Here is a 22693-nt window from a genome sequence, read left to right as displayed (position 1 = left end):
CAGGACGCGCGGGGGGCGCGCCGGGAGTGCCCTGCGCGCCGGATTCCGCACGGGATTGTCGGATGTTCGCGCAGGCGGCGGCGCGGGCATCAGAGGATGTGCGGGAGAGAAGTGCAAAGGGAGGGGATGGCAGATGATCCGGATAGGTCAGGCGCACCGGGCATCGGTGGTACGGACCGCGATCGTGGTCGCGGCGGCGGCCGCGCTGACCGCCGGCTGCGGGGCCGCGGATTCGGGTGGCGGGCACGACCGGGGCGCCGGTGGCGGCCGCACCGGTGAGCAGCGGCCGGGCACCAAGGCGGACACTGCCGTGATCGCCGCCGAGCGCAGAGCGGAGCGGGCCGCGGACCAGGAAGTGGCGCTGGAGACGGGCCCGGTGGGGCAGACCGTGGACGCCCGCACCGTGAACGCCGTCGGCACCCTGCCCGGGACGCTCTCCGGGAAGACGGCCAGGAGCGGCGCGGTGGGCGCGGCACCGGCGGTGGCGAGCCTGGCCGGGCGCCAGTCCGGAGTGCTGTCGGTCGGCTCGTCCGGGGTGAAGGTGCGCGAGTTGCAGGCGCGTCTCCAGCAGGGCGGGTACTTCAAGCTCAACCCGACCGGCTATTTCGGGCCGATCACCAAGAACTCCGTGCTGGCCTTCCAGCGCCGGCACCACATCCGGACCACCGGCAACGCGGGCCCGCTGACCTGGAAGGCGCTCAACGCCTCCACCAGGAAGCCGACCCGCCTGGAGCTGTATCCGGTCACCACCCGGCCGATCGCCAAACCGGACAGGCGCTGCCTGACCGGGCGGGTGCTGTGCATCAGCAAGAAGAGCCGCACCCTGACCTGGATGGTCAACGGCAAGGTGCGGACGGCCATGGACGTGCGCTTCGGCGCGCAGTACACCCCGACTCGTGAGGGGGCCTTCACGGTCTACTGGAAGAGCCGGAACCACGTCTCGTCGATCTACCACACCCCGATGCCGTACGCGATGTTCTTCAGCGGCGGCCAGGCGGTGCACTACTCCGCCGATTTCGCCGCTCGCGGCTACAACGGCGCGTCGCACGGCTGTGTGAACGTGCGGGACAGGGCGAAGCTCGCCCGGCTCTTCGATCAGGTGCGCACCGGGGACAAGGTCGTCGTCTACAAGTAGCGCGAAGAGCGGAAGGGGGCGCGGGCGGGGCCGGGGGAACGAGCCCCACCCGCGCCGGGGATGCGCGATGCCGTTGGTACGGGGGGAACCCCGGCACCTGCGCGGCCGATGACCAGTCGGCCCGTTTCTTACAGCGTCACCGGGGCTGAAAACGTCACACCCCCTGGTCACGGGCGCTTCCGCACGGCTCCGGGAGCGGTCGCGGGGGCGGCGAACATGGCCGAAACAGGTGGATTACGGGTGGGGTGCCGGTGAGGTCCCGGTCGGGTCCCGGTGGTGCCTCAGGTGGTGGCGCTCGCGTCGCCGGTGCGCGCGGTGGCGGCTTCGGTCCCGCCCGCGGCGCCGGTGCGGTCGGTGGTCCCGCCGGTGGACGTCGTGGTGGAGGTCATGGTGGTGGAGGCCGGGGCTGTGGTTCCGGTCACCGTGCCCGGTTGCGAGGCGGCCTCGGTCGGCTCCGGGGTCCCGGCGTCGGTGGGTGGAGATGTGGCCGGTGGTGGCGGGCTGCCGGTGCCGCCTCCGGATCCGCCGTCCCCGCCGCCGGAGTCACCGCCGCTCGATCCGCCGTCGCCCCCGCCGCTGTTTCCCCCATTGCCGCCGTCGCCGCCGCCGTCCTCGCCGCCGCCGGAGTCCTCGCCATCGCTGCCGCCGGAGTCCGCGCCGCCGCCAGCGCCGCCCTCGCCCCGGATGATCCGCTCGCAGTAGTGGCGCACCGCGGCCGGGCCGCCCGCCGACTGCTCCAGCTTCTTCAGCTTCACCGGGTCGATGTCCGGAACCTCGCCGGCCAGATACTGACGGCAGGCGGTGATCACCCACTTCTTGTGGGCGTCTTCACCGGTCGGCGGCGGGGTGTCGTCCGAGGGGGCGGGGGAGTCGTCCGGGCGGCCCTCCTGGTCGGGGTCGGTGCTCCCGCTCGGCGGGGCGTCGGTGTCCCGGCCGGTGCCGGTCGCGCCGGACGCGCTGTCCCGATGGCCGCCGGGCGTACCCGGCTCCGGGGCGGAAGGCCCGGGGGACAGCTCGGGCTCGATGCTCCCCCCGCTCCGCCCCCCGGCCGTGACGCTCGACGAGGGCCGCGGCTCGGCGTCGCTCGGCCCGAACTGGATCACTCCGGCTCCGGCGGCCACCGCCACCCCGCCGAAGGCGCAGCCCGCCAGCATCGCGACCATCCCGGCCCGCAGCGGGCGCCGCAGCCGGGAGGGGCGCGCGGTGACGGGCCTGCCGAACCGGTTACCCACCGTGCGCAGCACGGCCAGCTCCTGGCGCCCGTTCAGCTGCCGGACGGCGCCGTCACGGCGGACGGCGGTTCCCGCAGCGCGCGTAGAACGCCCGGAACGCGCGGCGGCTTCCGGTCTCGCGATGCCCTCCGCCCGTACCGCGAGGAAGGCGGCGACCGCCGCGTCCTCACCCGGCAGCGGTTCGACGGGCGGCGGGGGCGCGGTCGCCAGGGCGTCGAGGGCGGCGGCCAGCCGGTCGGCGTCGGCGCGCGCCAGGCCGTCCTGGTGATCGAAGTTGCGGCACGTGTCCACCGGTTCACCGCGCAGCAACCGCTCCACGGCATCGTTGTCCAACCAGCTGTAGCGGTGGTCGTCGGCCATCACATGTCCTTCTGCGTCCGCGCGCGCGAATCCGTCACACCTGCCGGGTTCGCCGCGCCGCCACGCGACTCGCGCTGCGCGGGCACGCCGTCGAGCACCTCCGCCTCGCCGCCCGCACCGTCGAGCAGATCGGCCAGCCGGCGCAGCCCCCGATGAGCGGCGGTCCGCACCGCACCAGGGCGTTTGCCCAGCACGGCGGCGGCGCTCTTGGCGTCGAGTCCGAGCACGACCCGCAGCACCACGGCCTCCGCCTGGTCCTGCGGAAGCTGGGCTATGAATCCGAGCGTCCGGTTTGTTCCGAGCGCTTCCAGCGCCTCGCCGGCGGTGTCCGCGTCGGCGGGCCGGCCCTCCAGCTCGGTCTCGTCGCCGCCGATGGCCGGGCGGCGACCGCGCATACGGATGTGGTCCAGCGCCCGGTTGCGCGCGATGCGCGCCGCCCAGCCGCGGAAGCGGTCCGCGTCGCCGCTGAACCGGCCCAGGTCACGGGCGATCTGCAGCCACGCCTCGGAGGTGATGTCCTCCGCGTCCATCTCTCCGACGAGCGTTCGCACATAGCCGAGGAGCCGCGGATGCACCGAGCGGTAGACCGTCCGGAACGCCGTCTCGTCCCCGTCCTGCGCCGCGCGGACCGCGGCGGTCAGTTCCCCGTCGTCCCCCTGCACGCCCTCTTCCTGCCCCACTCGGAGAAATTGAGGTCTCGCGATGCCGATGTCGATGCCGCCGGTGATGCCGCCGCCGATACCGCCGGTGATCCCGCTGCCGATGCTTATGCCGTAGTCAGCCGTGGTCGTCGCCCCCCGTCAGTAGCCCGTGGGTCCGGAGCCATAGGGCGGGTACGGACCGGGCTGGCCGGGGGCGGGCTGACCGTAGGGAGCCGGCTGACCGGGGTAACCGGGCATGCCGTAGGGAGCCGGGCCGGGCTGCGGCGGCAGGGCGGCGCGCTGGGTCTGCATGGCGGTGATCTGGCGGACGACCAGCAGGGCGAGGATGGCGGCGACGATCGTCACCACATACGCCAGCAGATGCGCGCCCAGCGCGGTCTGCACGTCCTCGATGTCGCCCTTCGTCACGAAGATGCCCTTGTCCTCGGCATCGTCCTTGGTGCCGGCGTAGGACCCAGCGGACCCGACGAAGAGGACACCGCTGACGATCCAGGTCACCCACCAGGCGTTGAGCAGTCCACGGCTGACGTGCTGCGGCCCCTGCGGGGAGCTGGCCCGCCAGATGTCGTTGGCGATCTGCTTGGGGAACCAGAAGTTGACCACCGGGGTGAACCAGGAACCCGCCGCCCAGCCGGAGCTGAAGCGGTGCTGCCCCGGCGCGAACACCTCCGCGTTCAGCCGCAGCCGGCGGAACCAGATCGCCCACAGCACGGCGACCGCGGCCATGGACAGCGTGGAGAGGAACCACATGACCGCGTAGAAGTCATCGGCGTCCTCCATCTCCTCCCGGGTCGGCATGTGGCCGTCGAGGAAGTCCGAGTACTGGCCGTACTGGCCGCCACGCGCGATGAGGGCCAGCACCAGCAGCCCGATCGACACGCCGAGCATCACGATCAGGGCCGTGGACAGCCCGCGGCGCAGGTCCACACCGCCGACCGGCATCCCCATCGGGGGTGCGGCCGGGTAGGCGACAGGCGGCGCGGCAGGGTAGGCCCCGGCCGGGGAAGCGGCCTGCTGCAGCTGCTGCTGATAGGTGCCGCAAGCCGCGCAGCGGCCGTCCGGTCCGACGGCGGCAGCGCGGCAGTTCCCACACGGATACATGTTCTTCTGAGTCCCCCAGGGGCGTGGCCTGGCTGAAGGAGCCACGCACGGAATAGCCATCACACCGCGCGCAGGGCGCGGACCTGCACGTTACGGGCATCGGCGGGGCCGCGTCCAGAGCCGGTGGGACGCCCGGGTGTGACGAAATCACGGCGTGCGACGCTGTAGGTGGTACGAGCCCGTACGCGGGCTCGGACCGGACGACGGTCGGGGCCTCTCCTGTGGGGGGTGGCGGCCCCGGCCGTCCTTCGTTTTCCGGGCCCGCGCCGGCCGTCGCTTCAGTCCACCCGGCCGGCCAGCGCTGTGAAGTCCGCCCAGCTCAGCGACGGTTTCCGGGGGTCCCACAGGCGTTGCGCCAGGGCCCGCAGCGGCATCCGGATGCCGGCGGCCACCTGCTCGGGGGTCTGTGCGGAGGGGATGTCACCCCAGACGGCGAGGCGGGCGCCGGGCACCCGGTCGGGGCCGGTGGCGGCGGGCCCGGGGACGGGCGCGGTGCCGCGCAGCACGGCGGGCGACCACTGTTCGTAAATGCGTTTGCCCGTCGGATAGAAGAACTGATTGGGCTGGCCGAGGACGTAGTAGAGGAACTCGTCGTTGAGGTTGACCACCGTCCAGCCCTCGCGCAGATACTCCGCGGGCGGCCGCGCTCCGATCTCCTTCCCGGTCCAGTACTCGATCTCGAAGCTCCGGTCGGGCTTGACCACCCCGGTGCGGAAGAAGCCGTCGTTCCACGCCTTGGGGCGTTTGCCGAGCTTGCCGACGACGGCCGCCCGGTCGTTGAGCCAGTCGGTGGCCAGGTCCTGGATCCGCGCCTGGGCACCGAAGTCGCGGCGGGCCGCGGCGGCCAGCCGCGGATAGGACGCCTCGGGGTCGGAGGCCATCAGGGCGCGGTACTCGTCGCCGCCCAGGTGCCACCAGGGGCCGGGGAAGAGCGGGGTGAACTCCCGCAGCAGGTCGTCGACGAGGCGGGCGGCGGCGGGGTTGGCGATGTCCACCGCGCCGGTGATCGGGATCCCGGCGGCGTTGCGCAGCTGGAGGTCGGGGTGGGCGCGCAGCACCGCGCCGAGGTGGCCGGGTGAGTCGAGTTCCGGGATGACGGTGATGTGCAGCCGGGTGGCGAGCGCCACGATGCGCCGGACCTCGGCCTTGGTCAGATGCCGCGGCGAGACGATCTCGGGGTGGGTGTCGCTCTGGACGCGGAAGCCCTGGTCGTCGGAGAAGTGCAGGGTGAGCTGGTTGAGCTTGAGGTCGGCCATGTCGCGCAGCCGGGCCTCGATCCACGCGGCGGAGAAGTGTTTGCGGGCGGTGTCGAGGTGGAGGCCGCGCTGCGGGCGGTCGGGCCGGTCGCGGATCTCGCCGTCGGGGAGCGAGCCGGTGGCGCGGACGGCCTGGAGCACGGTGCGGGTGCCGTAGAAGACCCCGGCGTCGTCCGAGCCGGTGATCCGGACCCGACCGTCCTGGACGGTGAGGGTGTACGCCTCCGGGCCTCGGGTGTTGCCGCTGTCGATGACCAGTTCCAGATCGCCGCGCCGGGCCGGGCCGCCGGCTGCGGGCAGGCGCAGCTCGGCCGCCACGGTGCGGGCCTCGTCGGCGAGCGGGCCGTCCAGGTCGGCGACGACGCGGGCGCCCGGTGCGGGCCGCCAGCCCGGTCCGGCGACGGTGGCGGCCTCGCGGACGGCGGGGATGGTCCGCGGCGGCGGGACGGGGCGGGCGGAGGGCGAGGGCGTCGGCGAGGCGGGTGGCGTGGGGAGCGGGGACGAGGAGGGGGTGGAGCGCTGGGTGCGGGAGAGCCGGGCGGTGGGCTCGGTGCCGCCGCCCCGGTCGTCCTCGTCATTGCCCCAGCTGAGGGTGACAACAGTCACGATGAGGGCGACGGCGGCCACGGCTCCGGCCGCCCAGATCGCCTGGCCGCGGGAGATCCGGAAGGGCAACCGCACGGCGTCGACCTCCTCAGAGGTTCCGAATGACCCGTCTTGTCATCGTTAATCCCATTACTATCCGATATCGACTGCTTAAGTCCGGTCTGGTAGCCCGTAAGTGGCTGATTATCAACCTCGATGGACCCCGGGCGAGCGAATCGACAGCACGTCGCTACGATGGCGAGGGCCGGTGGAATGGACCCGGCCGGGCCCGACCGGCAGAACACCTCTTTCTTCTCAGAAGCTGGCGGCAGGTCCCCCGCATCCCCGCTTCCGGAGGGTTTCCGTGTCGGCTGGAACGCTGTACCGCGGCCGGGAAGGCATGTGGTCGTGGGTGGCTCACCGAGTCACCGGCGTCCTCATCTTCTTCTTCCTGTTCGTGCACGTGCTCGACACCTCGCTCGTCCGCGTCTCGCCCGAGGCGTACGACGACACGATCGCGATCTACAAGAACCCCGTCGTCAACCTGATGGAGTACGGCCTCGTCGCCGCGATCCTCTTCCACGCGCTGAACGGCCTGCGGGTCATCGCCGTGGACTTCTGGTCGAAGGGCCCGCGCTACCAGAAGCAGATGCTCTGGGCAGTGGTGGGCGTCTGGGCCGTGCTGATGGCCGGCTCCTTCTACCCGATCCTCCAGCACTCGCTGCGTGAAATCTTCGGGAGCTGACGATGTCCACCTCCACGACCGCCACCGCGAGCGACGAGAACCCCGTGAACGACTCCGTCAGCCTCTATGACGTGGACCACCCGGCGCCGGTCATCGAGCCGCCCCGGGCGCGCACCCGCAAGACGCCCAAGGCGACCCGCACCAACTTCGAGCTGTACGGCTGGCTGTTCATGCGCCTGTCCGGCATCCTGCTCGTCGTCCTGGTCCTGGGCCACCTGCTGATCCAGCTGGTGCTGGACGGCGGCGTCAGCCGGATCGGCTTCGCCTTCGTGGCCGGCCGCTGGGCCTCGCCGTTCTGGCAGACCTGGGACCTGCTCATGCTCTGGCTCGCCACGCTGCACGGCGCCAACGGTCTGCGTACGGTCATCAACGACTACGCCGAGCGCGACACCACCCGCCTGTGGCTGAAGGCGCTGCTCTACACGGCCGCGACGTTCACCATCCTGCTGGGCACGCTGGTGATCTTCACCTTCGACCCGAACATCCGCTAGGCACGGGGCTGCGAGAATCATGAAGATCCACAAGTACGACACCGTCATCGTCGGGGCCGGCGGCGCCGGCATGCGCGCCGCCATCGAGGCGACGAAGCGCAGCCGCACCGCCGTGCTGACCAAGCTCTACCCGACCCGCTCCCACACCGGCGCCGCCCAGGGCGGCATGGCCGCCGCCCTCGCGAACGTCGAGGAGGACAACTGGGAGTGGCACACCTTCGACACGGTCAAGGGCGGTGACTACCTGGTCGACCAGGACGCCGCGGAGATCCTGGCGAAGGAGGCCATCGACTCGGTCCTGGACCTGGAGAAGATGGGCCTGCCGTTCAACCGGACCCCGGACGGCACCATCGACCAGCGCCGCTTCGGCGGCCACTCGCGCAACCACGGCGAGGCCCCGGTCCGCCGGTCCTGCTACGCCGCGGACCGCACCGGCCACATGATCCTCCAGACGCTGTACCAGAACTGCGTCAAGGAGGGCGTGGAGTTCTTCAACGAGTTCTACGTCCTGGACCAGCTGATCACCGAGGTCGACGGGGTCAAGAAGTCCGCCGGTGTGGTCGCCTACGAGCTGGCCACCGGCGAGATCCACGTCTTCCAGGCGAAGGCCGTCATCTACGCCTCCGGCGGCTGCGGCAAGTTCTTCAAGGTCACCTCCAACGCGCACACCCTCACCGGTGACGGCCAGGCCGCCGTCTACCGCCGCGGACTGCCGCTGGAGGACATGGAGTTCTTCCAGTTCCACCCGACCGGCATCTGGCGCATGGGCATCCTGCTCACCGAGGGCGCCCGCGGTGAGGGCGGAATCCTCCGCAACAAGGACGGCGAGCGCTTCATGGAGAAGTACGCGCCGGTCATGAAGGACCTCGCCTCGCGCGACGTCGTCTCCCGCTCGATCTACACCGAGATCCGCGAAGGCCGCGGCTGCGGTCCCGAGGGCGACCACGTCTTCCTGGACCTGACCCACCTGCCGCCGGAGCAGCTGGACGCCAAGCTGCCGGACATCACCGAGTTCGCGCGCACCTACCTGGGCATCGAGCCGTACACCGACCCGATCCCGATCCAGCCGACCGCGCACTACGCCATGGGCGGCATCCCGACCAACGTCGAGGGCGAGGTGCTGTCCGACAACACCACCGTCGTCCCCGGCCTCTACGCCGCCGGCGAGGTCGCCTGCGTCTCCGTGCACGGCGCCAACCGCCTGGGCACCAACTCGCTGCTCGACATCAACGTCTTCGGCCGCCGCGCCGGCATCGCCGCCGCGGAGTACTCCGCGAAGGCCGACTTCGTCGAGCTGCCCGAGGACCCGGCGGCGCTGGTGCGCGAGCAGGTCGAGCAGCTGCGCGAGTCCACCGGCAACGAGCGGGTGGCCGAGCTCCGCCGCGAGCTGCAGGAGACCATGGACGCCAACGTGATGGTGTTCCGTACCGAGCAGACCATCAAGACGGCCGTCGAGAAGATCGCCGAGCTGCGCGAGCGCTACAAGAACGTCGCCATCCAGGACAAGGGCAAGCGGTTCAACACCGACCTGCTGGAGGCCATCGAGCTGGGCAACCTGCTCGACCTCGCCGAGGTCATGGCCGTCTCCGCGCTGGCCCGCAAGGAGTCGCGCGGCGGTCACTACCGCGAGGACTTCCCCAACCGCGACGACGTCAACTTCATGCGGCACACCATGGCGTACCGCGAGGTGGCCGCGGACGGCACCCAGTCGATCCGCCTCGATTACAAGCCGGTCGTCCAGACCCGCTACCAGCCGATGGAGCGTAAGTACTGATGGCTACCCCTGTTCTGGACAAGGACGAGACCGCCGCGTCGGACGCCTCTCCGTACATCACGGTCACCTTCCGGGTCCGCCGGTTCAACCCGGAGGTCTCGGACGAGGCGATCTGGCAGGACTTCCCGATCGAGATCGACCCCAAGGAGCGGGTCCTCGACGGTCTGCACAAGATCAAGTGGGATCTGGACGGTTCGCTGACCTTCCGGCGCTCCTGCGCGCACGGCATCTGCGGCTCGGACGCGATGCGCATCAACGGCCGCAACCGGCTGGCGTGCAAGACGCTGATCAAGGACATCACCAGCGCGGACAAGAACGGCGACTTCAAGCCGATCACGGTCGAGCCCATCAAGGGCCTCACGGTCCTGAAGGACCTGGTCGTGGACATGGAGCCGTTCTTCCAGGCCTACCGCGACGTGATGCCGTTCCTGATCACCACCGGGAACGAGCCGACCCGCGAGCGGCGGCAGTCCGCGGCCGACCGCGAGCGCTTCGACGACACCACCAAGTGCATCCTGTGCGCCGCCTGCACCTCCTCGTGCCCGGTGTTCTGGAACGACGGCCAGTACTTCGGCCCGGCGGCGATCGTCAACGCGCACCGCTTCATCTTCGACTCGCGTGACGAGGGCGGTGAGCAGCGGCTGGAGATCCTGAACGACAAGGACGGTGTCTGGCGCTGCCGCACCACCTTCAACTGCACCGACGCGTGCCCGCGTGGCATCGAGGTCACCAAGGCCATCCAGGAGGTGAAGCGCGCGCTGATCACGCGGCGCTTCTGACCGGCCGACGGCATGGCGAAGGGCCCTGTATCCCCCCTCGGGATACAGGGCCCTTCCGTCTGCGGGAGCTGGCGAGGCCGTCAGATGCGGTCCAGCTTCCACAGCCGCCACATGCCGGTGCCGTCCGAGAGGTACTCGGTGCCGGAGATGCTGCTCGTGGAGAGCACGTGCTCCTTCTGCTGCCACAGCGGGATCATCGGCACGTCGTCGGCGACGATCCGCTGAATCGTGCGGAAGTCCCCGACGGTCGCGGTCCGCTCGTCCTCCCGCTGGGTGTTGAGGATGAGCTGCTGCACCCGCTTGTTCCGGTAGCCGTTGGGCCAGACCGGATCCGGGCCGACCAGCGGGGTGGTGAAGGTGTCCGGGTCCGGGAAGTCGGCGACCCAGCTGATGACCCAGGCGTCGAACTCGTGGTTGGCGAAGCTGTTCTGGTAGTCCTCCCAGCTCCGTCGCTCCATCTTCACCGTGAACAGCCCGGTGGCCTCCAACTGCTTGCGCAGCAGCTCCGCCTCCGCCTTGTGCGTCTTGCCCTCCGGGTATCCGAGGGTGAAGGTCACCGGCTTGGTGTGCCCGGCGGCGCGGAGGATGGCGCGGGCCTGGTCGGCGTCGGGCTTGGGGAAGTTGTCGTGGAACGGCGTCTTGTGGCCGTTCACGCCCTGCGGGATCAGGGAGTAGAGCGGGTCGACGGTGCGCTGGTGGACGTCGCGGACCAGGGCCTCGCGGTCGATCACCGCGGCGACCGCGCGCCGCACGGCCCGGTCGCCCATCGGCGCGTCCTTGCGGATGTCGAGGACGAGGGTCCGGATGACCGGCGCCGCGCCCTCCATGACCTTGATGTTCGGGTCGGCAGGGTTGATCTTCGCCAGCTCCGCGGGCGGCATACCGCTGCCGACCACGTCCACCTCGTGCGCCTTCCACGCCTTGTGCAGCGCGGCGGCGGAGTCGAAGTAGCGCACGGTGACCGGCTTGGCGTCCGCGTCGCCCGCGGCACCCTCGTACTTGTCGTTGGCCCGCAGCACCGCCCGTTCGCCGTCCTTGTACTCCGTGAGGACGTACGGCCCCGAGCCCACCACCTCGTTGTCGGTGCGCACCTTGTCCGCGGCGTAGGACTCCTCGTCGACGATCGAACCGGCACCGGTGGCGATCTTGTACGGGAAGGTGGCGTCCGGGGTGCGGAGCTCGAAGATGATCTTCCGCGGCCCTTCGGTGCGGACCTTGGCCAGCGTGCTCAGCAGCGAGCTGGGGCCCTGCTGGTCGCGGATGCCCTTGATGCGGTCGAAGGAGAACTTCACATCGCTGGCGGTCAGCTCGTGGCCGTTGGAGAAGCGCAGACCGGGGCGGAGCGTGCAGACGTAGGTGAGCAGCTTCTCGTTCTCGAAGTCGCAACCGGTCGCGGCGTCCGGGACCGGCTGCAGGGTGCCGGGCGTGAAGGTCATCAGCGACTGGTAGAGGTTGCTGAACAGCGCCCAGGAGCCGCTGTCGTAGACGCCGGCCGGGTCCAGACCGGTCACCACCTCCGCGGTGGCGACCTGTATCTCCTCGTCGCCCTCATCCGCGGAGGAGATGAGCGTGAGGCCGCCCGCACCGACGGCCGCCAGCACCACACACCCGACGGCGACCTGTATTCCGACCTTGCGCATGCGTCCCTCCGGCACAACGCACCGCGGGCGTGCGACCGCACTCGCACGCCCGTCCAGTGTTGTTTAGCAGCCAACCACACGGGACGGGCCGTCGTCACCAACTCGCCTGCGCCGATGGAGCCTTGTGTCCCGGAACATCACGGCTCGTCCAGCGCATTCTCGGGTGCCGCCGTCTGATACAGGGTCAGACGAGGGTCGGATACAGGGTCCCGGAGAGATGTGTGAGGTCAGGGGCGGTGCGGGGCTGGATGGGGGTCGGGCGGAGGTGGGCTCGGGCGCGGGTGGGGACCAGGCGCGGGTGGCTCAGCTCGGGTGGGGATCAGGCGCGGGTGGCGGCCAGCTCGACCACGGTGATGTCCGACGGGGCGCCGACGCGCACCGGCGGCCCCCAGGCGCCCGCGCCCCGGGTGACGTAGAGCTGGGTGTCGCCGTACCGCTCCAGCCCGGCGAGGGTCGGGTTGGCCAGCTCCGCTATGAAGTTGCCGGGCCACATCTGCCCGCCATGGGTGTGCCCGGAGAGCTGGAGGTCGACGTCGTGCTTGACGGCCTCGTGGATCATCACCGGCTGGTGGGCGAGGAGGACGGAGGCCCGCGCCGGGTCCCGGTCGCCGAGCGCCCGGTCGTAGTCCGGCCCCTGGTCGTGGTTCTCGCCGGAGACGTCGTTGACGCCCGCGAGGTCGAACCCGGGCAGCTCGGTGCGCGCGTTCTCCAGCGGATGCAGCCCGAGCTCCCGGATGTGCGCCAGCCACTCCTGGGCGCCGGAGAAGTACTCGTGGTTGCCGGTGACGAAGTACGAGCCGTGGCGGGACCGCAGCTCGCGCAGCGGCTCGGCGGCCGGGCCGAGGTCCGCCACGCTGCCGTCGACCAGATCGCCGACGATGGCGACGAGGTCGGGGCTGGTGCGGTTGATCGTGTCGACGATCCGCTGGGTGTGCGCCCGGCCCAGGATCGGCCCGAGGTGGATGTCGCTGACCACGGCGATCCGGAAGCCGTGCGCGGCACGGGGCAGTTTCGCCAGCGGCACGGTGACCCGCTTGAGGCTGGGGCCGCGCAGGACGGTGTACATGCCGTAGCCGACGGTGCCGGAGGCGGCGATGGCGGCGCCGGCGGCTACGGAGCGGGCTACGAAGAGGCGGCGGGACGAGGTGCTGTCGCGGCGCGGGGTTTCCGCTTTGTCGTCGGGGCTCCGCCCCGAACCCCGGTCCTCAAACGCCGGACGGGCTGGATTTTCCGGCCTGCGGCGTTCCAGCCAGTGGAGGAGGAGGGGGCGGACGGCCTCGCCGACGAGGAGGGCCAGGGTCAGGTAGAGGACCAGGGCCAGCCAGAGGTAGCCGGGCCAGGCCAGTAGCCGCTGGAGGGTGAAGGGCGCCCCGGCCCGGCCGCTGACCAGGGCCGCGACGCTGATCAGCGGGAGCGCGAAGGCGGCGATGGTGCCCGCGCGGCGGGCGCGGCCACCGGGTGCGGTGGTGTCCCGGACCAGCCGCCGCCACAGATACCAGTGCACCCCGGCCAGCAGACCGAGCACGGCCGGCACGACCAGCACGAAGACCAGGATCACCCCGGTGCCTCCCCCTCCGACGCGGCGTACGCCTGGGAGCACTCCCCCTGGCTTCTCCCCCAGACTCCGTCCGGGAGGTGCCCCCAGGGCTACCCCCACCCAGCGGTAGCTGCGGGAGGACCCGGCGTACGGCTACCCCTCCATATCGACGACCGGGGCTCCGGCATCGTTCCGCCGCGCTTGCGCCCGCAGGCCCCGCACGCCGCGCAACCCGATCACTCCGATCGCCGTCCCCAAGAGAAACGAGGTGATCGCGAGCAGCAGATGCACCCAGAAGTACGCGGTCGGATCACCGGAGTCGTCAAAGGCGAGCCCGCTGCTGTCCTTCCACAAGTTCTTGACGAAAGTGAACCAGATGAACCAGCTCCACACGCCGAAAGAGAGCAGGAACCAGGAGACGCGGCGGCTGGTGATGAGGGGGGTGCGGGGGTCGTCCCCCGATCGACGGAGCATGGGTTCCAGTATGGGGACCGGGCGGACGATACGTCCGGGTGGGTCGCCTTCCGCCGAGGCTCCCGGCGTATGTCAAGGCGCTAGCGATACGTTCACCCCCGTGCCGACGACTTCGACCGCCACCGCCACCGCCTCCGTGGCAACCGTGACCCTTGCCGTATCCCTGCTGCTGGCCGCCGCGCCCGCTTATGCCGCCGGCGGGCCCGCCCCGGGGAAAGCCGGGCCCAAGGAGCCCAAACCGCCTGCCCGGATGTCCACGGTGGGCGGCGAGCGGCTGGGCCGCCCGGGGACGCAGGTCGCCCTGCGGCCGGGCGCGCCCGCGCTGCCGAAGGGGCTCAGCGGCCGGGCCTGGCTGGTGGCCGACGCGAAGACCGGGGACGTGCTGGCCGCGCACAACGCCCACTGGCGGCTGCCCCCGGCCAGCACCCTGAAGATGCTCTTCGCCGACACGGTGCTGCCCAAGTTCCCCAAGACGCAGGAGCACAAGGTCGAGCCGGAGGACCTGGCCGGCATGGGTGAGGGCAGCAGCCTGGTCGGGATCAAGGAGCACTACACCTACTCGGTCCACGACCTGTGGCTGGGCGTCTTCCTGCGCTCCGGGAACGACGCGGTGCATGTGCTGTCCGCGATGAACGGCGGCAAGCCGAAGACCGTGCGGGACATGCAGGCCCACGCCAAGGAGCTGGGCGCACTGGACACGCATGTCGTCAGCCCCGACGGCTATGACGAGAAGGGGCAGGTCAGCAGCGCGTACGACCTGACGCTGTTCGCCCGCTCCGGCCTGAAGAAGGCGGACTTCCGGGACTACTGCGCGACGGCCACGGCGAAGTTCCCCGGGGAGGTGAAGAAGCCGGAGAAGGGCGTGAAGAGCGGCGGCAGGCCGGAGCGGGAGTACTTCGGGATCCAGAACACCAACCGGCTGCTCACCGGCTTCGGCGTCCCGGCGTACAAGGGCATCGCCGGGGTCAAGAACGGCAACACCACCAACGCGGGCGCCACCTTCACCGGGCTCGCGCGGCGCGGCGACCGCGAGCTGCTGGTGACGGTCATGAATCCGGCCACGAAGGAGTACAACGAGGTCTACAAGGAGACCGCCGCACTCCTCGACTGGGGCTTCGCTGCGGCCGGGAAGACCGACCCGGTCGGCACCCTGGTCGACCCGGCCGCCGACGGCCCGGCCAACGGCAAGAACCCGGGGGGCCGCAAGCCGGCCACCGGGGGGATGCACGGGCCCTCATCGGCCTCGGCGGAGGACTCCGGCTCCGGGGGGATGTGGACCGCGGCGGGTGTCACGGGCGGTGCGTTGGCGGTGCTGGGCGCGGCGGTGTTCGCGGTGCGTCGTCGCCGGCCGCGTCGCCGTCCGCTGCCGGTCGCGGCCCGGCGCCGGAGGCCGGGCCGCCGCTGACCCCGTCCGCCTCGTCGGGCCGGTCGGGGTGATTGGGCCGGTCCGGCGATTCGGGCCGGTCAGGCTTCTCCGCCCCCTCCGGCTTGTCGAGCCGGTCCGGCCTGTCGGAATCGTCCGGACGGTCGGGGTGCTCGGGTCGGCCCGGCCGGTCGGGCTGCTCCGGCCGGTCGGGGACCGGGGGGCCGGCGTCCGCGTCAGCGTCCGCGCGGTGCTCTCCGGTGGCCGTCCAGGCGGCGCAGTACAGGGCCAGTTTGGCGGTGAAGTTGATCCACAGCAGCAGTGCGACGGGCACCCCGAACGCCCCGTACATGCTCTTCGCCGCCACTCCCTGCAGATAGCTGCTGAGCGCCAGCTTCAGCGCCTCGAAACCGATCGCGCCGATCAGCGCGGCGGTGATGACCGTCCGGCGGGGCGGCTGCACCCCGGGCAGCAGCGTCAGCACGTAGCACAGCAGCAGGAAGTCGGCGGCGACCGCGGCCGCGAAGGCCGCCAGCCGCAGCAGCCAGCCGCCGACGCCGTTCTCCGAGATGCCCATCTCGGAGGCGGCCCAGCCGACCGCGGTGGCCGCGAAGGTGGAGACGGCGAGGGAGCCGACCGCGACCCCGCCGAGGCCGAGGAGGACGACGGCGTCCTTGAGCTTGCGCTTCACCGGGTTGCCGGGGTCCTCCTCCAGCTCCCAGACGGCGCGCAGGCACTCGCGCAGCGAACCGACCCAGCCGATGCCGGTGAGCAGCAGCAGGGCGCCCGCGACGGCGCCGACCGTGCCCGCGTTGTCCACCAGCGCGCTGAGGTCGAGCTGGCCGGAGATGCCGGGCACCTGTTCGGCGACCTTCCGCTCCAGCTCGGCCATCCGGTGCTCGCTGAGCACCACCGCGCCGATCGCGGCGGCGACCGTGATCAACGGGAAAATCGCCAGGAAGCTGACGAAGGTGATCGCGGCCGCCAGCCGGGTCCAGTGCACGCGGTCCAGCGTCTCGTAGGACCGCCAGGCATGGGTGCGCATCAGGCGGGCGGCGGCGGGCCCGATCCACGGCAGTCTGGTCAGCCATTCCATGATCCAGCTCTTACCGTTTCGTCAGCATTCATGCCCGCTGGGTCCGTGCTCGCCGTTCCTGCCCCGTCGCACGCGGAAGACCAGGGTCCGGGTGCCCCAGAAGCGCAGGGCGGTGGCGAGGACCATGCCGACCCCGGCGCCGGAGACCGCGTCGGCGCGGGCGGAGGTCAGCCCGAGGCCGTAGTGCGAGAAGGCCAGGCAGAGCAGTTGGACGGCGGCGCCGGCGGCGTTGACCACGCAGAAGACGAGGAACCGCCGCACCGCGCCGCCCCCGGACCCCGGTCCGCCGGGGCCCGGGGACGCGGGGCCGCGCGCCAGGTGGCGGCGGTAGGTGCCGATGGCGTTGCCGAGGTAGGCGACGGTGCAGGCGGCCAGGAAGGACAGCGCCTTGGCGGGCAGCGGCCCGAGTCCGGCGGTGCCGCGCAGCCACAGGAACAGCGCCAGGTCCACGGCGTACGCGGCACCCCCGGCGAGGGCGAATCCGGCCAGTTCCGGCCAGAGTGCCGCCTGCCGCGCCGCCGACCGGGCGCGCCCCACGACGGCCGGCGGCTCCCCCGGGCGGCTCACCGGCGGCTCCCCCGGGCTGCTCGCCGGCGTCACAGCCCGACGACCGCCATGCCGTAGAGGGCCATCCAGGCCAGGGCGATCACCGCCAGCGGCCGGTCGTAGAGCACCACGTCCTCGGGCGCCCCGGCGGTGCCGCGGTCGGCGAAGACCGCGTAGCGCAGCACGGCGAGGATGAACGGGATCATGGACAGCTGCCGCCAGGACAGGATCCCGGAGTCGCTCCCGGCCTCCAGCGCCCACAGGCAGTAGGCGAGCACCGCGACACCGGCCGCCAGCTGCCAGACGAACCGCAGATAGCCGACGGTGTACTCGCGCAGCAGCGCCCGCGACTCCGGCGTTCTCGGCGGTGCCCCCCGGCCCGGACGGGTCCGTTCGGCCATCAGCAGCGCCTCGGAGTAGCGCTTGGCGGAGACCATGAACAGTGCGCCGAAACCGGTGGTGATCAGGAACCAGCGGGAGAGCGGGATGCCGAGCGCCACGCCGCCGATCATGGCGCGGAGCAGGAAGCCGGTGGTGACGACGACCAGGTCGACGACGAGTACGTGCTTCAGCGCGACGCAGTAGGCGAGTTGCATGGCGACATAGGCGACCAGCAGCGCGGCGGTGGCCGGGTTGCACAGCGCGACCGCCGCGAGGGGCACCAGGAGGGCCAGGGCGCCGCCGACCGCGAAGGCGAGCGCGGCGGGCACCTCCCCGGCGGCGACCGGGCGGCGGCACTTGTCCGGGTGGGCGCGGTCGGCTTCGGCGTCCAGCGCGTCGTTGACCAGGTAGACGGCGGACGCGGCCGCGGTGAAGAGCACGAAGACCAGGGCGAGCCGGCCCACCACCTGTCGTGAGGCCAGTTCGCCCGCCGCCGCCGGCGCGGCGATGACCAGCACGTTCTTCACCCACTGGCGGGGGCGGACGGTGCGCAGCAGGCCGCCGGGCAGCCCGCCGGTCCGCGGCCGCACGCCGTCCGGGCTCCGGCCGGGTGGCGGCGGGGTCTCCTCCAACAGGGTTCCCGGGTCAGCCATCGGTCCCTCCGGCGTCGGCTCGTGCGGCGTCCCGGCCAGGGGGACACCCTCTGGAGGCCAGGCGGGCGGTCAGGGCGCCGAGCAGGGCGCCGGCGGCCACATCGGTCGGGTAGTGCACGCCCGCCACCAGCCGCGACAGGCACACCGCCGCCGCGAGCCCCGGCACCCAGCGGCCGGCCGGCCGCAGTGCCCGGAAGGCGACCGCGGCGGCCGCCGAGGAGGCCGCGTGCGAGCTGGGGAAGGAGTGCTGGGAGGCGGTGCGGACCAGCGGCGGGTGGCCGGCGAGCTCGGGGCGCGACCGCCGCACCACCCGTTTGACCGCCATGCTCGCCAGGTGCGCCGTGCCGACCAGGGCGGTGCCGCGCAGCCACGCGGCCCGGCGGGCGGCGTCGCCGGCCGCGCCCGCCCGCGCGGCACCGGCCAGCCCGCCGGCGAGCCACAGCGCGCCGTGCTCCCCGGTGCGGGAGAGCGCCCGGGCGAGGGCGGCCACCCGCGGGTCGGTGCCCCGGGCGCGCAGGGCCACGAGCAGCCGGCGGTCGATGTCGTGCGGGGACAGCCTGCCCACCCCCTTCCTCATGCGTCCTTCGCGTCATGGGCCCCCGGACGAGGTCCGGGGCGTACCGCCCGTCTCCCCACGACTCTCCCCGCCCGGGCGGTCGCCCGCGCCGCACAGGTTGTCTGACACACCTTTAATCACCCTTTTCGGCGAGAACGCAGAGCTAAGGGTGCGTATCAGCGCAATCGACGCGGAGACGGCGATACGGTCGCGGTCATGTCCCTTGTCACCACCGGTGTCACCGCCGGCTGGGGCCGCACCGCCCCCACCGCACCGGCCCGGCTGCTCCGTCCGCGCAGTCACGAGGAGGCGGCCGAGGCGGTGCGCGGCTGCGGGGCGCGCGGCTCCATCGCCCGCGGCCTCGGCCGGGCCTACGGCGACGCCGCTCAGAACGCGGGCGGCGCCGTGCTCGACATGACCGGCCTGGACCGCATCCGCTCGATCGACGCCGAACGCGGCGAGGTGGTGTGCGACGCCGGGGTGAGCCTGCACCGGCTGATGGCGGTGCTGCTGCCGCTCGGCTGGTTCGTCCCCGTCACCCCCGGCACCCGCTTCGTGACCGTCGGCGGCGCGATCGGCGCCGACATCCACGGCAAGAACCACCATGTGTCCGGCTCCTTCAGCCGCCATGTGCAGTCACTGGAGCTGATCACCGCCGACGGCCGGATCCGCACCCTCACCCCGGACATGGCCCTGTTCCGGGCCACCGCGGGCGGGATGGGCCTGACCGGAGTGATCGTCTCCGCGACGATCAGGCTGCTGCCCGTCGAGACCTCGCTGATGTCGGTGGACACCGAGCGGGCCCGGGACCTGGACGACCTGATGGCCCGGCTCACCGCCACCGACCACCGGTACCGCTACTCGGTCGCCTGGATCGACCTGCTGGCGCGCGGCGCGGCCACCGGGCGCGCGGTCCTCACCCGCGGCGAGCACGCCCCGCTGGACGCCCTGCCGCCGCGCGCCCGCCGCGCCGGCCGGCCGCTGGACTTCCGCCCGGCCCGGCTGCCGCCCGCGCCCCGGTGCCTGCCCGGCGGACTGCTCAGCCGCACCACGGTGGGCCTCTTCAACGAGCTGTGGTACCGCAAGGCGCCCGCGCTGCGCACCGGCGAGCTGCAGACCATCCCCGCCTTCTTCCACCCGCTAGACGGCCTGCCGCACTGGAACCGGATCTACGGGCCGGCCGGCTTCGTGCAGTACCAGTTCGTCGTCGGCCACGGCCGGGAGGAGACCCTGCGCCGTGTGGTCAGGCGCATCGCCCGGCAGCGCTGCCCGTCCTTCCTCGCCGTCCTCAAACGCTTCGGCGAGGCCGATCCGGGCTGGCTCTCCTTCCCCTCGGCGGGCTGGACCCTCGCCCTGGACATCCCCCTCGGCCTGCCGGGCCTCGGCCGCTTCCTGGACGAGCTGGACGAGGAGGTCGCCGCCGCGGGCGGCCGGATCTACCTCGCCAAGGACGCGCGGGTGCGGCCTGAGGTCCTGGACGCGATGTACCCCCGGCTGTCGGACTTCCGGGCGCTGCGCCGCTCGCTGGACCCGCACGGGATCTTCACCTCGGACATGGCCCGCCGGCTGGGGCTGTGACCCCGCGCCCCGACGCGTACCCGCACGCCGTCGCCAGGAGCTCACCCGCACGCCGTCCGGAGCCCCCACCGCACCCTGGAGCATCCATGAAAGACGCCTTCGGCGCCCCGCAGTCGCTGCTCGTCCTCGGCGGCACCTCCGAGATCGCCCTGGCCACCGCCCGCCGGCTGATCACCCGGCGCACCCGCGCCGTCTGGCTGGCGGGCCGCCCCTCCCCCGCCCTGGAGGCCGCCGCCGCGCAGCTGCGCCGGGCCGACTCCACCGATGTGCGGACGGTGTCCTTCGACGCGCTGGACCCCGAGTCGCACGAGACGGTGCTCGGCAAGGTCTTCGCCGAGAGCGACATCGACATGGTGCTGCTGGCCTTCGGGGTGCTGGGCGACCAGGAGCGGGACGAGGGCGAGCCGCTGGCGGCCGTGCGGGTCGCGCAGACCAACTACACCGGCGCCGTCTCCGCCGCCCTGATCTGCGCCCAGGCGCTGCGCCGGCAGGGCCACGGCTCGCTGGTGGTGCTCTCCTCGGTGGCCGCCGAGCGGGCCCGCCGCGCGAACTTCATCTACGGCAGCAGCAAGGCCGGTCTTGACGCCTTCGCGCAGGGCCTCGGGGACGCGCTGCACGGCAGCGGGGTGCACGTGATGGTGGTCCGCCCCGGCTTCGTCCGGACGAAGATGACCGCCGGGCTGCCGCCGGCGCCGCTGGCGACCACCTCCGAGGCGGTCGCCGCGGCCATCGAGACGGGGCTGCGGCGGCGCGCGGAGACGGTCTGGGTGCCGGGCCGGCTGCGGGTGGTGATGTCGGCGCTGCGGCATGTGCCGCGCCCGGTCTTCCGCCGCCTGCCGCTGTGATCAGCCGGGGCCCCGGATACGCCGGACCGGCGGATACGACCAGCGGGCGGATACGACGGACGGGAGGATGAGGGGGCCGGCTGATGGGCGGACCGGTGCTCAGACCGAGGGGGCGGCCGGCCGGGAGAGGTCGATCTGCCGGGGCACCCCTGACCCCGCGATCTGGCCGAACGGATACTCGCGCTCCAGCCGCCAGACGCCGTCCACGCCCTGTTCGTAGAGCGCGAAGCCGCCGGTCGTCCAGGCCGCCTCGAAGTCCCGCAGCTCCCGCTGCGCCCGGTCCATGGCCGGCTCGTCGATGCCGTGTGCCACGGTGACGTGCGGGTGGTAGGGGAACTGCAGCTCCCGCGCGCAGGGCCCGGAGACCGCCCGCACCCGCTCCTGGAGCACCGTGCACTCCTGCGCGCCCTCGACGATCTTGACAAAGACCACCGGGGAGAGCGGGCGGAAGGTGTCGGTGCCCGCCAGCCGCATCGGGAAGGCCCGGTGCCCCGCCGCCACCTGGGCCAGGTGCGCCTCGATGCCGGGCAGCGCCGAGGACTCCACCTCGGTGGGCGGCAGCAGCGTGACGTGGGTGGGAATGCCGTACGCGGCAGGGTCCCCGAAGCCCGCGCGCCGCTCCTGGAGGAAGCTGCCGTACGGCTCCGGGACCGCGATCGAAACGCCGAGCGTGACGGTTCCCACTGCGATCTCCCTCCTGTGCGGGCCCTCGCGGGCTCGGCGCTCACGTCCGTGTCAGTGTGGCTGCTGTGCCGCCCCCGCGGCTACCTGCGTCGGTCCGGCGGGGGTACGGGTCAACGGCCCCTTCCGCCGCGACCCGCCCCCGGTGGAGATCAGTGCTTGGCCGGCAGGAACCCCATCCGGTCGTAGGCCAGGGCGAGGGTCTCGGCGGCGACCGCGCGGGCCTTCTCCGCGCCCTTGGCCAGGATCTTGTCCAGCGTCTCCGGGTCGTCGAGATATTCCTGGGTGCGGGCCCGGAAGGGCGTCACCCACTCGACCATCACCTCGGCGAGGTCGGTCTTGAGCGCACCGTACCCCTTGCCCTGGTACCGCGTCTCCAGATCGGCGATGGAGGTGCCGGTGAGCGTGGCGTAGATGGTCAGCAGATTGCTGATGCCCGGCTTGTTCTCCTCGTCGAAGACGATCTCGGTGCCGGTGTCGGTGACCGCGCTCTTGATCTTCTTCGCGGAGACCTTGGGCTCGTCGAGCAGGTTGATGATGCCCTTCGGCGTGGACGCCGACTTGCTCATCTTGATCGCCGGGTCCTGGAGGTCGTAGATCTTCCCGGTCTCCTTGACGATGTACGGGTCCGGGATGGCGAAGGTCTCACCGAAGCGGCCGTTGAACCGGTCCGCCAGGTCGCGGGTGAGCTCGATGTGCTGGCGCTGGTCCTCGCCCACCGGCACGTGATTGGCCTGGTAGAGCAGGATGTCGGCGACCTGGAGCACCGGGTAGGTGAACAGGCCCACCGTGGTGCGGTCGGCGCCCTGCTTGGCCGACTTGTCCTTGAACTGCGTCATGCGGGATGCCTCACCGAAGCCGGTGAGGCAGTTCATCACCCAGCCGAGCTGCGCGTGCTCGGGGACGTGGCTCTGGATGAACAGCGTGCAGCGGTCCGGGTCCAGGCCGGCCGCCAGCAGCTGGGCGGCGGCGGTCCGGGTGTTGGCGCGCAGCTCCGCGGGGTCCTGCGGCACGGTGATCGCGTGCAGGTCCACCACCATGTAGAAGGCGTCGTGGGTCTCCTGCAGCGCGACGTACTGGCGGACGGCGCCGAGGTAGTTCCCGAGGTGGAAGGAGCCTGCGGTGGGCTGGATACCGGAGAGCGCACGCGGTCGGGAGAGAGCCATGGCTCCTATTGTCTCAGGTGCCCGGCCGTCCCCCGACCGCCCCCGGGGAAGGTGATC

General features: G+C 72.2%; 20 protein-coding genes and 1 pseudogene. 8 read left to right on the top strand and 13 right to left on the bottom strand.

Translation table 11 applies throughout. The features are described from left to right. Positions 1-133: 133 nt before the first annotated feature. Positions 134-1135 carry a L,D-transpeptidase family protein gene (locus tag AC4BDD_RS17580; RefSeq protein WP_490686396.1) on the top strand — a complete coding sequence of 334 codons (1002 nt, stop codon included), beginning with the start codon at positions 134-136 and terminating at the stop codon, positions 1133-1135. 281 nt (positions 1136-1416) lie between these two features. Here AC4BDD_RS17580 and AC4BDD_RS17575 read toward each other — a convergent pair whose 3' ends face one another. The 4 genes from AC4BDD_RS17575 to AC4BDD_RS17560 all read right to left on the bottom strand — a co-directional run bounded on the left by AC4BDD_RS17575 (position 1417) and on the right by AC4BDD_RS17560 (position 6427). After that, positions 1417-2727, bottom strand: coding sequence for a hypothetical protein (locus AC4BDD_RS17575; RefSeq protein WP_490686395.1), 1311 nt, complete (start codon positions 2725-2727; stop codon positions 1417-1419). Beyond that, positions 2727-3389, bottom strand: a complete 663-nt coding sequence (locus AC4BDD_RS17570; protein ID WP_490691814.1) for an RNA polymerase sigma factor — start codon at positions 3387-3389, stop codon at positions 2727-2729. Before AC4BDD_RS17570 ends, AC4BDD_RS17575 begins: the two co-directional genes overlap by 1 nt. Positions 3390-3527: 138 nt before the next feature. After that, on the bottom strand, positions 3528-4490 hold the full coding sequence (locus AC4BDD_RS17565; protein ID WP_490686394.1) for a DUF4328 domain-containing protein: 963 nt from the start codon (positions 4488-4490) through the stop codon (positions 3528-3530). A gap of 278 nt (positions 4491-4768) precedes the next feature. Beyond that, positions 4769-6427 carry a beta-N-acetylhexosaminidase gene (locus AC4BDD_RS17560; protein WP_490686393.1) on the bottom strand — a complete coding sequence of 553 codons (1659 nt, stop codon included), beginning with the start codon at positions 6425-6427 and terminating at the stop codon, positions 4769-4771. Positions 6428-6695: 268 nt separating this feature from the next. Here AC4BDD_RS17560 and sdhC point away from each other — a divergent pair, with 268 nt between their 5' ends. Genes sdhC through AC4BDD_RS17540 form a run of 4 tightly spaced genes read left to right on the top strand, consistent with a single transcriptional unit; the run spans position 6696 to position 10120 of the window. After that, on the top strand, positions 6696-7076 hold the full coding sequence (sdhC, locus tag AC4BDD_RS17555; RefSeq protein ID WP_490686392.1) for a succinate dehydrogenase, cytochrome b556 subunit: 381 nt from the start codon (positions 6696-6698) through the stop codon (positions 7074-7076). A gap of 2 nt (positions 7077-7078) precedes the next feature. Further along, complete coding sequence (locus AC4BDD_RS17550; protein WP_490686391.1) at positions 7079-7567, top strand: succinate dehydrogenase hydrophobic membrane anchor subunit; 489 nt, start codon at positions 7079-7081, stop codon at positions 7565-7567. Between the two features lie 19 nt (positions 7568-7586). Beyond that, complete coding sequence (sdhA, locus tag AC4BDD_RS17545) at positions 7587-9341, top strand: succinate dehydrogenase flavoprotein subunit (protein ID WP_490686390.1); 1755 nt, start codon at positions 7587-7589, stop codon at positions 9339-9341. Further along, the gene (locus AC4BDD_RS17540) at positions 9341-10120 is read left to right on the top strand and encodes a succinate dehydrogenase iron-sulfur subunit (RefSeq protein ID WP_490686389.1); all 780 of its coding nucleotides are present in this window, start codon (positions 9341-9343) and stop codon (positions 10118-10120) included. The genes sdhA and AC4BDD_RS17540 overlap by 1 nt, the downstream gene beginning before the upstream one ends. An 80-nt stretch (positions 10121-10200) precedes the next feature. On the opposite strand, the gene AC4BDD_RS17535 is transcribed toward AC4BDD_RS17540, so the two are convergent. The 3 genes from AC4BDD_RS17535 to AC4BDD_RS17525 form a co-directional block, all read right to left on the bottom strand. Further along, positions 10201-11760 carry an ABC transporter substrate-binding protein gene (locus tag AC4BDD_RS17535; RefSeq protein ID WP_490686388.1) on the bottom strand — a complete coding sequence of 520 codons (1560 nt, stop codon included), beginning with the start codon at positions 11758-11760 and terminating at the stop codon, positions 10201-10203. 319 nt (positions 11761-12079) lie between these two features. Beyond that, positions 12080-13318 carry a metallophosphoesterase gene (locus AC4BDD_RS17530; protein WP_490686387.1) on the bottom strand — a complete coding sequence of 413 codons (1239 nt, stop codon included), beginning with the start codon at positions 13316-13318 and terminating at the stop codon, positions 12080-12082. Between the two features lie 132 nt (positions 13319-13450). After that, on the bottom strand, positions 13451-13771 hold the full coding sequence (locus AC4BDD_RS17525) for an SCO4848 family membrane protein (RefSeq protein ID WP_490686386.1): 321 nt from the start codon (positions 13769-13771) through the stop codon (positions 13451-13453). Positions 13772-13871: 100 nt separating this feature from the next. Here AC4BDD_RS17525 and AC4BDD_RS17520 point away from each other — a divergent pair, with 100 nt between their 5' ends. Beyond that, positions 13872-15176 carry a D-alanyl-D-alanine carboxypeptidase family protein gene (locus tag AC4BDD_RS17520; protein WP_490686385.1) on the top strand — a complete coding sequence of 435 codons (1305 nt, stop codon included), beginning with the start codon at positions 13872-13874 and terminating at the stop codon, positions 15174-15176. 163 nt (positions 15177-15339) lie between these two features. On the opposite strand, the pseudogene AC4BDD_RS17515 reads toward AC4BDD_RS17520, so the two are convergent. From AC4BDD_RS17515 to AC4BDD_RS17500, 4 genes and pseudogenes are all read right to left on the bottom strand, one after another. Next, positions 15340-16230 (bottom strand): annotated as a pseudogene (locus AC4BDD_RS17515) (YihY/virulence factor BrkB family protein); the annotation flags it as partial. A gap of 21 nt (positions 16231-16251) precedes the next feature. Beyond that, positions 16252-16797 (bottom strand): GtrA family protein, encoded by a 546-nt coding sequence (locus tag AC4BDD_RS17510; protein WP_490686384.1) that lies wholly within the window; start codon positions 16795-16797, stop codon positions 16252-16254. Positions 16798-16826: 29 nt separating this feature from the next. Further along, positions 16827-17810 (bottom strand): decaprenyl-phosphate phosphoribosyltransferase, encoded by a 984-nt coding sequence (locus AC4BDD_RS17505; protein ID WP_490686383.1) that lies wholly within the window; start codon positions 17808-17810, stop codon positions 16827-16829. Next, positions 17803-18387, bottom strand: a complete 585-nt coding sequence (locus tag AC4BDD_RS17500) for a phosphatase PAP2 family protein (protein ID WP_490686382.1) — start codon at positions 18385-18387, stop codon at positions 17803-17805. Before AC4BDD_RS17500 ends, AC4BDD_RS17505 begins: the two co-directional genes overlap by 8 nt. A gap of 195 nt (positions 18388-18582) precedes the next feature. Here AC4BDD_RS17500 and dprE1 point away from each other — a divergent pair, with 195 nt between their 5' ends. Continuing rightward, positions 18583-19944: a decaprenylphosphoryl-beta-D-ribose oxidase gene (gene dprE1 / locus AC4BDD_RS17495; RefSeq protein ID WP_490686381.1), complete on the top strand. Its 1362-nt coding sequence runs from the start codon at positions 18583-18585 to the stop codon at positions 19942-19944. An 86-nt stretch (positions 19945-20030) separates the two neighbouring features. Beyond that, a complete protein-coding gene (gene dprE2, locus AC4BDD_RS17490) occupies positions 20031-20789 on the top strand; it encodes a decaprenylphospho-beta-D-erythro-pentofuranosid-2-ulose 2-reductase (RefSeq protein WP_490686380.1) in 759 nt (252 codons plus the stop codon). Positions 20790-20888: 99 nt separating this feature from the next. Here dprE2 and AC4BDD_RS17485 read toward each other — a convergent pair whose 3' ends face one another. Together AC4BDD_RS17485 and trpS are read right to left on the bottom strand one after the other, a co-directional pair. Further along, positions 20889-21473 carry a 2'-5' RNA ligase family protein gene (locus AC4BDD_RS17485; protein ID WP_490686379.1) on the bottom strand — a complete coding sequence of 195 codons (585 nt, stop codon included), beginning with the start codon at positions 21471-21473 and terminating at the stop codon, positions 20889-20891. 149 nt (positions 21474-21622) lie between these two features. Next, positions 21623-22636 carry a tryptophan--tRNA ligase gene (gene trpS / locus AC4BDD_RS17480; protein ID WP_490686378.1) on the bottom strand — a complete coding sequence of 338 codons (1014 nt, stop codon included), beginning with the start codon at positions 22634-22636 and terminating at the stop codon, positions 21623-21625. Positions 22637-22693 lie beyond the last annotated feature (57 nt).

This window comes from Streptomyces sp. JLBT605 (genome assembly GCF_058215555.1).
The sequence above is the reverse complement of the archived record's forward strand: the minus strand, read 5'-3'. Positions and strand labels throughout refer to the sequence as shown.

Excerpts from the sequence above, each read along its gene's own strand:
- AC4BDD_RS17580 (WP_490686396.1), top strand. The coding sequence starts at position 134 with ATGATCCGGATAGGTCAGGCGCACCGGGCATCGGTGGTACGGACCGCG.
- AC4BDD_RS17575 (WP_490686395.1), bottom strand. The coding sequence starts at position 2,727 with ATGGCCGACGACCACCGCTACAGCTGGTTGGACAACGATGCCGTGGAG.
- AC4BDD_RS17565 (WP_490686394.1), bottom strand. The coding sequence starts at position 4,490 with ATGTATCCGTGTGGGAACTGCCGCGCTGCCGCCGTCGGACCGGACGGC.
- AC4BDD_RS17550 (WP_490686391.1), top strand. The coding sequence starts at position 7,079 with ATGTCCACCTCCACGACCGCCACCGCGAGCGACGAGAACCCCGTGAAC.
- sdhA (WP_490686390.1), top strand. The coding sequence starts at position 7,587 with ATGAAGATCCACAAGTACGACACCGTCATCGTCGGGGCCGGCGGCGCC.
- AC4BDD_RS17540 (WP_490686389.1), top strand. The coding sequence starts at position 9,341 with ATGGCTACCCCTGTTCTGGACAAGGACGAGACCGCCGCGTCGGACGCC.
- AC4BDD_RS17535 (WP_490686388.1), bottom strand. The coding sequence starts at position 11,760 with ATGCGCAAGGTCGGAATACAGGTCGCCGTCGGGTGTGTGGTGCTGGCG.
- AC4BDD_RS17525 (WP_490686386.1), bottom strand. The coding sequence starts at position 13,771 with ATGCTCCGTCGATCGGGGGACGACCCCCGCACCCCCCTCATCACCAGC.
- AC4BDD_RS17505 (WP_490686383.1), bottom strand. The coding sequence starts at position 17,810 with ATGGCTGACCCGGGAACCCTGTTGGAGGAGACCCCGCCGCCACCCGGC.
- AC4BDD_RS17500 (WP_490686382.1), bottom strand. The coding sequence starts at position 18,387 with ATGAGGAAGGGGGTGGGCAGGCTGTCCCCGCACGACATCGACCGCCGG.
- dprE1 (WP_490686381.1), top strand. The coding sequence starts at position 18,583 with ATGTCCCTTGTCACCACCGGTGTCACCGCCGGCTGGGGCCGCACCGCC.
- dprE2 (WP_490686380.1), top strand. The coding sequence starts at position 20,031 with ATGAAAGACGCCTTCGGCGCCCCGCAGTCGCTGCTCGTCCTCGGCGGC.
- trpS (WP_490686378.1), bottom strand. The coding sequence starts at position 22,636 with ATGGCTCTCTCCCGACCGCGTGCGCTCTCCGGTATCCAGCCCACCGCA.